At 60.1% G+C, this 14,687-nt stretch carries 11 protein-coding genes; 3 read left to right on the top strand and 8 right to left on the bottom strand.

Translation table 11 applies throughout. From position 1 onward, the window contains the following. The first annotated feature begins 18 nt into the window (after positions 1-18). Both ACVOLR_RS01110 and tssA read left to right on the top strand, forming a co-directional pair. The gene (locus ACVOLR_RS01110; protein WP_481534807.1) at positions 19-2,142 is read left to right on the top strand and encodes a CocE/NonD family hydrolase; all 2,124 of its coding nucleotides are present in this window, start codon (positions 19-21) and stop codon (positions 2,140-2,142) included. A 221-nt stretch (positions 2,143-2,363) separates the two neighbouring features. Continuing rightward, positions 2,364-3,425 (top strand): type VI secretion system protein TssA, encoded by a 1,062-nt coding sequence (gene tssA / locus ACVOLR_RS01105; protein ID WP_481534806.1) that lies wholly within the window; start codon positions 2,364-2,366, stop codon positions 3,423-3,425. Positions 3,426-3,460: 35 nt separating this feature from the next. On the opposite strand, the gene ACVOLR_RS01100 is transcribed toward tssA, so the two are convergent. The 6 genes from ACVOLR_RS01100 to ACVOLR_RS01075 form a co-directional block, all read right to left on the bottom strand. Further along, positions 3,461-4,252, bottom strand: coding sequence for an OmpA family protein (locus tag ACVOLR_RS01100; RefSeq protein WP_481534805.1), 792 nt, complete (start codon positions 4,250-4,252; stop codon positions 3,461-3,463). 2 nt (positions 4,253-4,254) lie between these two features. Then, entirely contained in the window at positions 4,255-5,238 is a 984-nt protein-coding gene (gene tagF / locus ACVOLR_RS01095; RefSeq protein WP_481534804.1) for a type VI secretion system-associated protein TagF, read from the bottom strand. Beyond that, the gene (gene tssM, locus ACVOLR_RS01090; RefSeq protein ID WP_481534803.1) at positions 5,235-8,960 is read right to left on the bottom strand and encodes a type VI secretion system membrane subunit TssM; all 3,726 of its coding nucleotides are present in this window, start codon (positions 8,958-8,960) and stop codon (positions 5,235-5,237) included. Before tssM ends, tagF begins: the two co-directional genes overlap by 4 nt. 16 nt (positions 8,961-8,976) lie before the next feature. Further along, on the bottom strand, positions 8,977-10,368 hold the full coding sequence (locus ACVOLR_RS01085) for a hypothetical protein (RefSeq protein WP_481534802.1): 1,392 nt from the start codon (positions 10,366-10,368) through the stop codon (positions 8,977-8,979). Positions 10,369-10,445: 77 nt separating this feature from the next. Then, on the bottom strand, positions 10,446-10,706 hold the full coding sequence (locus ACVOLR_RS01080) for a PAAR domain-containing protein (protein ID WP_481514723.1): 261 nt from the start codon (positions 10,704-10,706) through the stop codon (positions 10,446-10,448). 101 nt (positions 10,707-10,807) lie between these two features. After that, complete coding sequence (locus tag ACVOLR_RS01075; RefSeq protein ID WP_303749870.1) at positions 10,808-11,401, bottom strand: M15 family metallopeptidase; 594 nt, start codon at positions 11,399-11,401, stop codon at positions 10,808-10,810. Positions 11,402-12,151: 750 nt separating this feature from the next. Between ACVOLR_RS01075 and ACVOLR_RS01070 the strand changes: the two genes are divergently transcribed. After that, positions 12,152-12,646 (top strand): hypothetical protein, encoded by a 495-nt coding sequence (locus tag ACVOLR_RS01070; protein ID WP_481534801.1) that lies wholly within the window; start codon positions 12,152-12,154, stop codon positions 12,644-12,646. 139 nt (positions 12,647-12,785) lie between these two features. Here the strand turns inward: ACVOLR_RS01070 and ACVOLR_RS01065 are convergent, their stop codons facing one another. Continuing rightward, complete coding sequence (locus ACVOLR_RS01065) at positions 12,786-13,751, bottom strand: DUF6708 domain-containing protein (protein ID WP_481534800.1); 966 nt, start codon at positions 13,749-13,751, stop codon at positions 12,786-12,788. A gap of 188 nt (positions 13,752-13,939) precedes the next feature. Next, the gene (locus tag ACVOLR_RS01060) at positions 13,940-14,674 is read right to left on the bottom strand and encodes a putative type VI secretion system effector (protein WP_481534799.1); all 735 of its coding nucleotides are present in this window, start codon (positions 14,672-14,674) and stop codon (positions 13,940-13,942) included. Positions 14,675-14,687 lie beyond the last annotated feature (13 nt).

Raw genomic sequence — 14,687 nt, 5'->3', positions numbered from 1 at the left:
CGCGCCATCGATGCGACCATGCCTGAATTGGCTCGGGCCACCCTGGCCAGTGACCAACATGCTGACCCGCAACGTCTCCTCGACAACCGCTTCCGCCTGCAGCTTGTTGCAGGGCAGTACGCGCAGGCGATAGAGAGCATCCACCAGCTACGCGCACTGCGCAAGGATTCATCACAGCAACCACCGCTGTACCTGCAATACGAGGTGTATGCCTCGGCCAAGCAACTGCAGCACGATAGGCGCATCAGCTTTGCGGATGCGTGGAATCTCAGCTTCGCCAAGCACTTTTCGCAGCTGGATGACGCAACCGCGCTCAGAGCCGAATTTTCTTTCGGCAGCAATCTTCAGCGTTTGCAGGCCGATAGAGACAAGCAGATCGATGCCGCCGGAAATCTCGATACATTGAGCGAGGAACAGGCCATCGCACTGCTTCGCGCCTGGCAGGTTCACACCGCCTATGCGGAGTTTCTTCCCTTGGTTACGCCAGCGATTGCCGCAGACGATGCGCGCCGTTACCGCATTGATCGCGATGTCGTGGTCACCACCAGCGATGGCGCACGCATCTCCGCCATCTCCGTGCATCCGGCCAACGCCACGACGCTACCGGTGCTGCTCACCTTCACCATCTACGCCAATGACGACTGGGCGTGGATGGATGCAAAAACCATGGCTGCGCACGGCTATGGCAGCGTGGTTGCTTACAGCCGCGGCAAGGGCCGCAGCCCTGATCCGATCCGCCCATATGAGCACGATGGCAGCGATGCCGCAGCCGTGATTGCCTGGGCCGCCGCCCAGCCATGGAGCAACGGCAAGGTCGGCATGTATGGAGGCAGCTACAGCGGCTTCACCCAATGGGCAGCGCTCAAGCAGCGTGCACCCGCACTCAAGGCCATCGCTACCTCGGCAACCACCGCACCCGGTATTGATGTGCCGATGGAAGGTGGGATATTCCTGAACTTCATCTACCCGTGGCCGTTCTACACAACCAACAACACCTCGCTGGACGACGCCACTTATGGCGATAGCGCCCGATGGAATGCACTGAACAGCCGTTGGTATCAAAGCGGGCAATCCTATCGCGAGCTGCCAAAGCTGGACGGCACCGCGAATCCCTTGTTCGAACACTGGCTGCAGCATCCAACCTACGATGCTTACTGGCAGGCGATGATTCCGCATGGGCGCGAGTTCGCCGATATCGGCATCCCAGTGCTGGCGACAACCGGTTACTTCGACGGCGCCCAGATCGGCGCCCTGCACTATTTCCGTGAGCACCTGAAGCAGCGCCCGGACGCCGACCACACACTTCTGATCGGCCCCTATGAGCACTTCACCATGCAGACCGGCGTGCCGGAACAGGTGCAGGGTTACAGCCCGGATCCGGTGGCACGCATCGACCTGCAGGCGTTGCGACTGGCATGGTTCGACCACGTGCTGAAAGGCGCCGCCAAACCAGCGTTGCTCAGTGATCGGGTCAACTGGCAGGTGATGGGCAGCAATCGCTGGCGGCACGCAGCAACGCTGGATGCCATGTCTACGCGTCAGCAGCGCCTCTACCTGGTACCGGGAAACGACGGCACTCAACAGCTGGCCGCTGAAGCTGCTCCGGCGCGCAGCAGCCTGCAGCGCGTCGATTTCCGCGACCGCAGCGATGCGGGCTGGCAAGCGCCACGCGACGTCATCAACCAGACGCTTGACCCGCATGCCGGGCTGGTCTTCCGCAGTGAGCCGCTGATGCGGGAAACCGAACTGGCAGGCGCGTTCAGCTGCATGCTCGATTTCAGCCTCAACAAGCGCGATGCCGATGTGGCGCTGGCAATCTACGAGCTCACCGCTGATGGCCAGTATCTCGATCTCGCGTATTGGCTGCAGCGGCTCAGCCATGCGCAGGATCCAAGTCAACGCCAGCTTCTCGCACCCTCTCAACGTCATCGCGTACGCGTTGCCAATACCCGCCTGATCGGCCGAAGACTCGCTGCGGGGAGTCGCGTTGTGGTCACCTTGGGAGTGATCAAACAGCCGGACCGCCAGCTCAACCTCGGCAGCGGCAAGGACCCCAGTGACGAAACACTGGCCGATGCCAGCGCGCCGCTGGAGATACGCTGGTATGGCAGCAGCCATATCGACCTGCCCGTTCGTGATTGAATATCAGCGCTGCCAGCAAGCGCCGCGCGAAAAGTGCGGACATTCGCAGCAATTGCCACAGATGTTCAGATGATTCCTGTAGCCAAAGCGCAGGAGTGGGTCCCGACGATTGCTGAATGAACTCAGCCAGGGCTGGTCCATTCCAGACCTGCAACCGGCCTCTACATTCTCTTGCCCATCGCCGGGCTAGAATCGGCCGGTAACCCACAATGAGATTTGCCATGCTGGATCAGGATGCCCTGCTGGCCCCGATTGACGGACAAGCTGCGACCGGTGAAGACCTGTCGTTCTCTGTCGAGTTCGATCGGATCATCGAAAACCGTCGCGCCGACGACCCTACCCTGGACCAGGGGGCGTGGCAGACCGACATCAAATACGCCGACTGGGGCAGTGTGCTGCGCGACTGCAACCAGTTGCTGCAGACCCGTACCAAGGACCTGAGACTGGCCGGCTGGCTGTGCGAAGCAGCAACCCAACAGGATGGCTTCAACGGCCTTGCTGCGGGCTTCCGGGTCACTGCAGGCCTGTGCGATCGCTACTGGGACGATGTGCATCCCGTGGCGCAAGACGGCGACTACGAGGAACGCATCGGCAACCTGAGCTGGCTGCTGACCAATACCTCACAGTGGCTGCGTGCAATCCCCATTGCCATCGCACCGCAGGGGCGCTTCAGTCTGGCTGATTTCGAACATGCGCATGCCAGCAACGGCGACCATTCCGATGGCCGCCCGAGCCTCGACGTTCTTGAAGCGGCGCGCCGCAGCACCTCGCACGATGTCTATCGGCAGCTGGTTGCCGCCCTGCCCGACTGCAGCCAAGCGCTGGATGAGCTGCAGGCCGCCGTGGACAGCCGCCTGGGCATGGATGGCCCCAGCTTCAGCGCGGTACGCGAACAGCTGGATCACCTGCAGCGCACGGTTCGGCGCTTTGCCCGCGAAGCCGGCATGTTGCTCGATGGCGAAGTGGATGACCCCGCTGATGATGCTGGCGACACCTTCAACGCGTCCACCGCTGCTACCGAGCCAACCGTGAACAGTGCCGCGCCACGCGGCCCGGCAGGTGCCCCGACCAGCCGCAAGGAAGCCTTGGCTCAGTTGCGTCAGGTGGCCGAGTTCTTCCGCCGCACCGAGCCGCACAGCCCTGTCGCCTATCTGGCCGAGAAGGCCGCAAGTTGGGGCGAGATGCCGCTGCATGTCTGGCTGAAGCGCGTCATCAAGGACCACACAACACTCGAGCAGATGGAAGAAATGCTCGATGTCAAAAGCGAAAACGACGGGCTTTAAGCCCGTCGTTCTCTTTCATAACTGACAAAGCGCTTTTACTGGATCTTGAACTCGATACGACGGTTGCGCGCGCGACCGTCATCGGTGACGTTGTCGGCCACCGGCTCATCCGGGCCTTTTCCAAGCACGTCCATATGCGTGCTGGGAATGCCCTTGGACATCATGTAGCTCTTCACTGCAGCTGCACGCGCATGGCTCAAAGACAGATTGGATGCGCGCTGCCCCACATTGTCGGTATGGCCAATGATCAGGAAACGGCTGTCCGGCATCTGCGCCATCTTGGCGACCATCTCGTCCAGGATACTCATGCCGAACGGCGTCAACCTGGCGCTGCCGCTCTGGAACTCAATGATGCGGTTGGCCAGCGTCTGATCCAGCACGCCCTGCTGTGAACCCACCTTCAAGGCATTGTTGACCGTGTAGCTGGTGTTGCTGGCCAGGCTGAGATCACTGGCCACCTGCTGACGCAGGGCTTCATTGGCCACCTCGCCGGTGACGCGTACAGATTGGCCGTTGACCTCGAGCTTGCCCGGCGACACGCGCTTGAGCCCTGGATTGATCATCCCGGCAACGTAGTCACCCCAATTGGGCGGCGTGGCGATGCTTTCGACCTGGATACGATCCACAACGCGCTCCGCGCCGTAAACCGCGCGCAGATTGTTGAGCAGCTTCGCCTTGGTGGCCTGATCCGGCACCACGCCTTCGATCACCACCGGTCGCTCGGCCGCTGCAGGCGATGCCCCGACTACAGGCGCAGCGGTCTGTGCCAAGGCCGGCATGGCCACACACAGCAACGCGGCGATGTAACTGACTTTGAACAAATGCATCTTCAGGTTCCCAGGAAGGTCTCGCCAAACAGCCGACGCGCGGTGACCAATGCAAGGTCGTCACGCTCAAGGAAGCTGCCGAAGCGGTTCAAGTTGTAGTCGCCGTGCAGGTAGTCATCCACCCACTCCGAGTGCTGCAGGTGAATCAGGTAGTCGCCAGCTTCGGACGGATCCAATGCCGCGCGCAGCACCAAACGATCAGCGCCATTGAAGCCGATCACCATGGTCGGCTTGGCATCGTTGCGGATCAGCACCGCCAGCTCGAAGTCACCCCGGCTGACGAAGCTGGACACCAGGTCCAGCCAGAACGCTGCAACCAGCGGCCGGTAGGCCGGGTCGCGCACGAGCGGCAGCACGAGTGCCTTGTCGATACTCACCTCACCGCCACTCAGCACCGGCTGCAGCAGCAGGCCCAATGCCGGCAGCATCTGCCGCAACGAAACCTCACCATGCCCTGCCTCACGCAGGCGCTGTTCGAAGCTGGCGATGGTGGTGCCTTCGAGGAAGTCCTGGAAGCTGGCGTTGTAGTCGGCCGGATCGGTGCTGATGCTGAAGCGAGCATCAGCCAGCTGGCTCAGCGCCTGCGTTGCATCGGCATCTTCGTTGGCCTGCCGTGCCAAACGGGCAAGTCCCGACCATGCATTGGACAGTGCCAAGGGGCTGCGGCCGATGAACGGCAGTGGCTCAGGTGCCTCCAGCCGCAATGCGGACAGCAGCGGGAAGCGCCGTTCAGAGGCATCGCGACTGGCCAGAAAGTGGCCGCACACAAGCATCTTGCTGCGCGAGCCGAGGAAGGCGTAATTAATCTCTGGCGCCTCGTCGTAACGCTGCTTCCAGTCCGGGCTTTGGCTCAACAGCTCCAAGGATTCGCCAGCCCAGCGATCAAGCCAGCCAAGCAATTGGTGATTGTCGGCAGCGCGCACGAAGTCACCGCGCGACGGGACTTTTCCGAAGTAGGAAACTCCGGCACTGACGACGCGGCTCATCGTGCGCCTCCCGCAGCCTGCTGTGGCGCGGCTGGCGCGCTCGCAGGCGCCTGCCCTTCCGGTACAACCGGAGCAGCAGCGGCAACTGGTGCACCACCAGCCACACGCTCTGGAAGCTGCAGACCGCGCTGCCAATCGGCGCCATCGGAACCCGTGCCAGCGCGCCGCACCACGCGCATTTCCACGGTCACGGCAACACCGCTGCCTTCCCAGGTGATACGGCTGGAATCATCAAGGCGTTCGTACTGGCCTTCGGACATCAGGCGCTTGAAGCCATTCGAGCCCGGTGCGTTGAACACCTCCACCGTACGGCCATCACCCGTAACCGCCGAGATCTTCACGCCAGGAATCTGGCCCGCGTTCGGGTATTGCATGGTGGTCCACTGCGGCGGCGTATTGCGGTAACGCAGCTGCTGGCCGTCGATCTCGATGGTGTATTCAACCGCACCAGTTGCAGGCGACGGTAACAACTCGAAGATCGTCGTGTCCTGTGCAGCGCCTGCAGCCGCGCCACTTACCCAATTGCCGTAGTTGGCGACCAGTTCGGAAGACAGGTTGATACCGATGCCGGCCCAACGGCGTGCTTCAAGCAAGGGACCGCGCTGGATGACCAGCGCACCCATCGCATCCTTGTTGAAGGTAGCGATGCTGCCACTGGCACCGAAGATGGCAGCTATGTCGCTGGCTGCAGCATCCACATCCGAGTTCAGGTTGAACGGATACTGCTGGCCGATGCGCGCCTTGAAGGGATCGTAGACCTGGGCTTTCCAAGTCTTGTTGACCTCATCCTCGGTCAGCGGCACCAGGGCTGCAAAGGTCTGCGTTAACGGACGCAGCAACAACGGACGCAGTGCCTCGCGCTGCTTCTCGTCCAGCCCGTTCAAGACCTGCTCGTCGACCAGCGCCAAGGCCACACTCAGCTCGGAGCCTTCATTGCTGAAGGTGTCCTGCATCAGCTTGCGCGCGCCGACGCCCACGTCGCCTTGCGACTTGATGGCGTTCAAGCGTGCCCGTAGCTTGCCCAGCGTATCGAAGTAGGCCGCGATCACCGCCGGCTGATCACCGCGCGGCATGGTCAGCCGTGCGATGCCTTCAAACGCTTTGCCAATCGGCCCCACCGGCGCGGCAGCGGCGGCCGCCGCCGGGTCCTTGCGCAGGATGGTGCGCTGGAACCAGGCCACGAAGCCCTTGCCGGACTTGCTCGAACGCGCCTGTGCAGGCGGGTTGTCCCAGATGGTTTCCTCGTTGATCTTCTCAAGCAAGGTCCGCAGCGGCGAGTTGCTGGCATCACCAAGGCGGTTGATGCGCGCCGTGGCCTCGTCGAAGGTATTGAACTCGGCAACACTCAAGCCGGCAACGAACTTGCCCCACTCGCGTGCGTACTCCTGCTTGTACATCGTCACCAGTTCACGCGACACGTGTTCCGGGCTGCCGGCCAGCGACAGGTCGCTTTGTTCGGTCGTGCCCAGCACCCAGTCGGTGGTGCTCAGCTGGGTATTGGCCGCTTCCTTGATCGCGTCCTGAACATAGTCTTCCCAGGCCTTGCGGCTGAAGGCGCCGGAGATGGCATAGCTGCCATTGATCAGGCGCGCATTGCGCTCCTCGCCCACCAGCCCATCCACCGTCACCGTGCCAAAGCGCGCGCCAGCACGCGCCTTGATCTGCGCGAACACGCGCTCCATCGCCGGCGCGCCCTTCATCACCTGCGACAAGGCCTGGCGCGAATCGGTGACCAGCGTCACCTTGTTTTGCACCTGCGGCCAGCCCGGCTTGCCGGCCTGCGCCACATAGAAGGTCATCAGCTTCTCGGCGGCCCGCACCATCTCCTCGCGGCTCATCTGGCCGCGGTTTGCTTCCAGCCAATTGCGCCAGAACAGCGTCAACTGCTGCGACAGATGTGCGCCTTCCACATACTTTGGGTTGCCCAGCATCAAGTAGGTCTTGAGTGCGTTGTAGGCGTCGTTGGTGCTGGTCGGCGATGCGTTCTGGTACAGCGTTTCGCTTTCCGCCGCGCCTGCGTTGGTCTGGCCCAGCTTGTCGCGTTCGGCAACCACCTGCCCAAGATAGTTCTCGAGATTGGAAACGGTGGGTGCCAGCATTACCTGCTGCATGCCGTGGTTGTACTCGCGCAGCAGCTTGTCGCGGATCGCGTCGCCCTGGTACAGGCCGAGGCTGGTGGTGATGCCGCCTTCCTTCTTGTAGCGGTCCAGCTGTTCCATGCGGTCCTGCAACAGCAGCAGCGCATCGACGCGGGACTTCAGATCCATGCGGTCCTTCTGTACACGCACAGCCTGGTCGAGGTCCTTGGTGGCATTTGCCACCAACTGCGCATTGGTGGTGTAGGACCAGGTCCACAGGCCAAGCCCAAGCGCGAGTACACCGACGGCGCCGAGGAACACGCCGTAGCGCAGGCGATTCTGGTGCGGGCTTGCGTACTGCCGCACCAGATCCCGGTCAGCAAAGATCACCTTGCGGAACAGGTCCTTCAGGAAGAAGGCGGTCTGCCCACTTGGTGCTTCGTCCACGTTCGAACCGCGTTGCAGGCCAAACTGCCTGCCCACGCGCTCGGACGCATGGTGGACCGAGCGACCTTCCTGCAGCGCACTGCTGAAGTAGAAGCCACGGAACACCGGCTTGAACTGATAGGGGTTGTCTTCAAACAGCGTGGCGATAAAGGTGCGCAGCGCGGGTTTGATGCCAACAAACTCCAGCGGCAAGGACAACAGGCCCGGCGATACTTCGCGCCCGCGCTGCATCGCCATGTGGGTCAGGCTCATTTCCTTGATGCCGTCGGCCAGCTCGTCAAAATGCTTGTCGAAGGCCGTCAGTGCATCACCCTGCTGCAGCACATCGGCCGGCAACGTAGCGCCCCAGACGTTCTCGCGTTCCCCCGGATCCAGATTGCCAAAGAATTCGCTGAAACCGGCAATCAGGTCGGCCTTGGTGAACAGCACATACACCGGCGCGAACACTTCCAGCTGCTCGGTGACTTCCTGCACACGCTGGCGCAGGTTCTTGGCCAGCTCCATCGCGAACTCGGGCTTGCTGCCAGACAGCTCAGCAATGCTCACCGCGATGATCACGCCATTGATGGGCGCGCGCGGACGGTTCTTCTTCAGCAGCCCGAGGAAGGTCAGCCACTCCATGCGGTCTTCGGTACTCACCGAATAACGGCCGGCCGTATCCAGCACGATACCGTTGGTGGTGAAGTACCAGTCGCAATTGCGGGTACCGCCGATGCCCTGGATGACGTTGCTGCGGTTGTCCTCGAACGGGAACTGCAGCCCGGAGTTGAGGATCGCCGTGCTCTTGCCCGCTGCGGGATTGCCGATGATCACGTACCAAGGCAACTCATACAGCGCAGCTTTGCCTTTGAGCATGCCCATCCGCGAGGACTTGATCTGCTTCACCGCATCCAGCATGCGCTTGCGCAAGGCTTCGGTATCAGCACGCTGCGACGGTTGCGCGTTGGCCACGGCCTTGTCGGCCTCGCCCTGCACCATCGCCTCCACACGCCGCGCCGCGCGCCGCGCCATGATCCGCTTGATGATCCAGACGATCAGCGCAATGACCAACAGCGCTGCAAGCACGATCGCCGCCCAAATCCCGATCTGCCTGGCCTCGGCCTCACCGTATTTGGCCAGACCGGCGGCGCCGATAAGACCAATCACCATCCACAAGCGATAGTCGCGCAGGTAGTAGCTGAAATTGCTCAAACTCATGCAAGGAATCCAGGGTTCAGGAGACTGCCGGCATTGCAACCGCCAGCGTCGGGGAAGGAAGCGGCTCTACGAGACCAAACAAACGTTGCTGCGCGTCGGCAACGCCTAGCAACACAACTGCCTCGGACTGGCGCTGCAGCTGCGCTTGGGCCAAGGCCAACAAAGCGACCGGCAACACCGGGCCGAGCTCACCAGAGCACAATGCCAGGGCAAGGCTCTGTGAACTGAAATCAAGATCAGGGTTGATCGCAGCGGTGACTGCCGCTGTATCAACCAGCGATTCAGGGCGTTGATCGGAATCGTGCAGCACGAACTGCACCCGCGCCGCGTCGGCAAGCAAAGGCTGCAACCACTGCGTTGCCGCGGTGGCGAGCTGACGGCGGAGCTCTGCAGGACGCGCGCCGTGAACCGGCTCCAGACGTTCAAACTGCGGCCGCCAGAAACGCGCTGCGCCCTCACCTGCAAGCTGGCTGCTGGCCAGCAACACACCAGCGGCACCCTCGCCCGGCACGTGACCGTCGGCGTGTTGCGCGGTTGCAAGCAGGCCGCGCGCCAACCAGTTGTTGATGACTGCAGCGTCTATCGCGGAATAGCAGGAAGCGATCAAGTGCCAGCGTGGCGTGCCCGAACTCAAGGCATCCACTACGCGCTGCAGATGCGGCCACACATCGCCGGAACGCTCGAACACGCTGATGCGCACATCAAACCGCCGCGCATCCAACCCGGCCTGCAGCGCCTGCTCTTGCAGCCATGTCTGAGCCCAGTGACGCAAACCGTCCGACCAGGATGGCGAAACAACGAGCTCTACGGTAAGAACATTCTCGACCCGATCTTCTTCGCGCCGACGCAGACCAGCAATCACAACTTCTTCACCACCAACAATTGCCGGCATCGCGCCATAAGCCGCGTCGAGTAATTGTTCGAGAACGGGCTGCAACAACGCCATCGCGCGCCGCTCATGGGCAGCGGTATCAATCGTACCTTCGCGTTCGGACAACACCGTCCACTCGTCAAGACCAGCGACGGCACTCACACGAATAGGAAGATTGTTGGCGTCGCGGAAACGCGTGTCCAACTGCGGCCGTGGCAACGCCGAGGCGACGGCCAACACCGCGTTCGCATCGTTGCCCGCAGGCAGGTGAACGCTTCCTGCGGTGATTGCCACCGAGGAAACATGCGTGCTGTTGGACTCGACTGCAGCAGCAGGTACGGCCTCTTCGGCATTCGCGCTTGCTGCAACCGCCTTGTCAACGCCACGTGAAAGCATGCCGCGCAGCATGTAGCCCGCACCGCTCAACCCCACCGGCAATACGCCGAGGTAGGCCAGCATCTGCATGCCATTGGGGGTGGTGCCACTGCTACGCCAGTACATGATGGCCGCCGCCCAGGTGGCGACAAAAACCATCATTACGCTCCCCGAGTTCTTCAACCATCCTGCCATCAGTCGCTGTGCTCCATGCGCTGCTCCTGTACCGCGTGTCGCGCTCAGCCCAACCCAGTGCTGCTCTGTGTGGCCATCAACGTGGCCCCACATGCAGTGCGATCTCCGTCACGTGCTACAGGCTGCCCGTCGATTACGACGGTAGCGTCACCACTGATGATTGAAGTTGCCCCGTGCACCGCGCAGATGGCGCGGTCCCCGATGCGGGAAACTGGTTTGCCGTTCACGTCTGTCTGGCCAGTGCCAGACACCACGCTACCGCCATGACTTAACTTGTCGCCGACAACGATAAACGGTCGTGCCATGCATCACACTCCTTGATTCGCCGTGACCCGGTCTTTCCATCGCCCCTGTCCAACGGCGACCCGAGTCATCACCGGCGTACGATACCAGCACTTGTTCGCGCTTATAAGCCTTGGCGTCGCAGTTCATCACGCTTCGCGTTGCGTGCCACCTTGCATCGCGCCGTGGCCTCTACGTGCACATAGTCCTTGATGCTGCGCCAGTTGCCGCCCCAATCCAGACCTGCCTGTTCAGCAAGCTCGCCGTACAGAAAATAACCGCGCCGGGTCCACGGATCTTCCATGTCCCATTGCAGACGTCCGTCACGAATTGGCGCACTGTCCACACCCAAACCGTACTGGTGACAGCTTTGCCAGGCACCGGCACGAGTCGCCTTGCCACCGGCCATCAACTCGGCCTGTCGCTCGGGGCTGCGATAGCCTTCGATCAACACCATCTCGTAACCATACTGACGACGCATGACTTCGTAGATAGCCAGAACGCGTTGCTGCAGATCCGGATCAATCTGGTTCCATTTGCGGTCAGCAGTGACTATCTCTGGACGCAGGCGGCGAATTTCTGTGGTCGTGAACACCTCCGGTGGCGGCGCAGGCGGCGGCGTCAGACGCTCGCCACGCAGCAATTGCGCAACCATGGAGCCGGACTCGGCAAGATCATCACCGCGGAAATCAGACAGCACCACTGTCTGTCGTGACATCAGAATTATCACCGGAGGAATGCACAGCAAGCCTATCGCGATGGCCAACACGGGCCAGTGACGACGCAGCGTGCCGCGTACACTCACAACCTCTTCACGAACCCCACTGCGCACACGCGCAGCACCTGCGCCAGCGCGATCGCCTGCACGTCCCGCCCTTTGTCGCACTGCAACCCAACGCGCCCGCAGACCCGCAAACACCGGACCCAGCGACTCAGGGAACAACAGGCCCCAGCAAAGCAACGCAACAAGCAGCAACAGCACAATGGCTACAACGACAATTACAGTCACCGGTCCTCCATGACGACAATGCAGGTTGACGCATCGAGAGGCTTACTCTACAAATGCGCGTATTCGTTTCGGCACTAGCCGACTCAAACCAAGGGCTGGAAGCACTTGAATAATGGCGGAATAAATCGGCCGAGTCTGCTCTCAGGGGGAGCGCAGAACAACGGCCCGGCACCGAACACGGGCCGCATTCTCGCAGACATGGAAGGTCGACAGGTTGCCGCATCATCGCGCGCCACCAAAGACCACTCCCCCCAAAGCCGGCGTGTCTGGTTGTGGGTTGGTGCGGGTTGCGCACTGCTGCTTGCATTCACAAGCGCAACACTGTGGTGGCTCTCAAGCAGCAGCACACAGGACGATGCCGAGTACTCGTTGAACCCTGACGCAGTTCCAGATTCGTCTGCAACTTCTGTCACCGGACACCCCGATGCACCCGCAGCTGCAGGTAGCAATGGTGCCGCGATGATTGTTGATGCACCGGACACCACGGACGCAAACAGCCGCAATGCAGCAACGCCGGCGCAGGCGCTGCCTGCGACAGCAAGTACAACTTCAAGTGCAACGGCTGCAGCTCCTGCAAGAGAAGCGCGTGCGCAGCGCGCACCAGCAGCTGCACGCACCGCTGCAGGCAGCAGGACGCAGGATGAAAACCTGCTCGGCACGCTGCTGGGCATCATCAAGGAAGAAGAAAGCAAGAAGAAGAGAGCTGCTGCAGCGCCACAGCCTCAGACCATGGACGATCTGATCGCGAAGATTGAAGCAGACGACAAGAAGCGTGCCGATGACGAACGCGTCGCGTTCGAGCAGGTGGCAACGCGGAAGACTGCTTCAACAGAATCGACCATCCAGACCCAGCTGCGTGCCTGCCCTGGTGCAAACACTACCAAGGGCCTGGAGTGCCGCGCGAAGATCTGTGCAGGCGTACGTGGAAGGGATCCGGCTTGTCCTGCTATGTGATGGCGTGTGTGCTGCGCTTGGGCATCGACGGGAAGTCAGCAATTCCCGAACGACGCTGACTCAGCCATCGGGAGGCTCTGCACTGCTTCTCAACGAGCCCGCCTAAGCGGGCTTTTTCTTAAACGAAGCAGGCATCGAACTACAAGGGGTCTGTACCGCCCCTTCCGCGCTTCCGCTCACGATGAAGCTGCCTCATTCTCGCCACTACGTCCGGGCGCTCACCAAACTGGTCGATGTATTCAGGCTCTTCCCAACGCCCCTCGTCATTTGGATCAAATCTACTCTCCGCAACGGTCGCGGGCGAAAAATGGGGCGTCGCACATGTTGCCATAACCAGCCAACGAGTTAGCGCCAATACCCCATACCAAGGAAACAGGAAGTGTCTTAAGGGAAACAACGACCTGCCAAGCAAGAAGCAGGTCCAGCGATATGAGTTCCTAAAGCTGTTCTTCATGGACAGCGTAATGATCTTATCCGCCTCGTGAGCAACAGCATAATCGGGCCCGCCGTCCATGTACCTATTAATAAACTCCCAACGACCACGAACTCGCGAAGGATCGTCAGTGAAAGTCCCTACAGTAAACGTATCTACTATCGTCCTATTTTTATCTAAAATATGGCAACGAAGGTCGCACAACTCCTTGTTTTGATTGCCCCAACCCACAAAGAAGAAGAGACGTTCACTTCCCCAGGAAACAACAACCTCGCCATTCGCGCCGTTATTCCTAAAAATATGAACCTTCTTCGTCAGCCTATTGAATCTAATCGGATAGTAACGGCATGCAAATAAGTCGTGTCGAAGCACCAGGTTCCAAAAAAAATATACCAACCCGCTCACCAGCAATAGAAATAGAACCACAACCGTGAACTCGGTCAATGTTGGATTCACCGGAAAGACCAAAACCACGGCGCAAATAGCAACAACGACAATGAAAAGGCTAAGAGCACCTGCGGCGAGTGTCGGGATAAAACCTTTCATTGAAAAGGTTCGATCCACGAAGTCCGCATATGTCGAGTTAAGGGATATCAGTGATGCGGAGTCATCTGGATGGAAATCACCGCTTACCCCCTGAGCAAGATGCTCTTTCTTTTCGACATTGAGCATCCCTCTCTCAGTCTCAAATTTTGGATACCAACCTGTCAACATATCAACTCACTCCATATGCACGTAAATCTCCATCCGCCGCTTGCATAACCATCAATACAGCATTGAGAACGACGCTCCTCGATCAGCCATAGGAAGGCCGCAATCGATTACAGAATCTCCAGTTAACAATACTGCTCTGATACCGATTAATAGCGAAAATAGAAAGGACCGAGCGCTGGCGGATCATCCGGCCGAATAGAACTCATAGTCTTCTTGCGCAAATTTATTTCCTCAGGGTTCTTCCAACCAACCGAAGTGAAAACAATCTCCGCCATCTTCACAAACGGAAGATACTTCCTGGAAACACTCCAGCCGATTAGTGAAAAAATCGCTGTACCTCCCAGTATCACAAAACCAATAGTAACCATCAACATGGCGACCTCACCTCCGCCACCTATAGCCCAAAAAAAAGTCAACATTACAACGGTGACAATCGCTACAACCAATGACATCCACAGCAACCCCCTAATTGTTGTCTTAACATGCGCCGATCGACCGGACACAACGTGAGGGAAAAGAGCGATGATCCGGTCACGTGGACGAAGCACGGCGAACGCCCGCATGTAACCATCGGCCTCTTCCGCCACCACTTCAACCTCATCCCCATCCTGAAAAGGGTTCGCCCATAAAATCGCACGCACTGCCTCATCGCCCAACTGAAAAGTCAGCGCAAAAGCCTCTTCGCGCATCTCTTCCATAGACATAGCCACCATCCCAGCAGCTAGCCCGCTCAATCCGGCAGCAGCTGCCAACGTTCCGGCAAGCGCACTGCGCTTTTGCAACTCCTCCCCCTGGAACGCGTCAACCGTTGTTACTTCAACTTCAAGGTTGCGCATGGTGCCCATCAGAACTCGCACCGACGACGACGCTTCAATGTTCATCTTTATCCTCCAC

This window comes from Stenotrophomonas sp. STEN030 (genome assembly GCF_056759995.1).
This window is presented reverse-complemented; position numbering and strand designations above follow the sequence as displayed.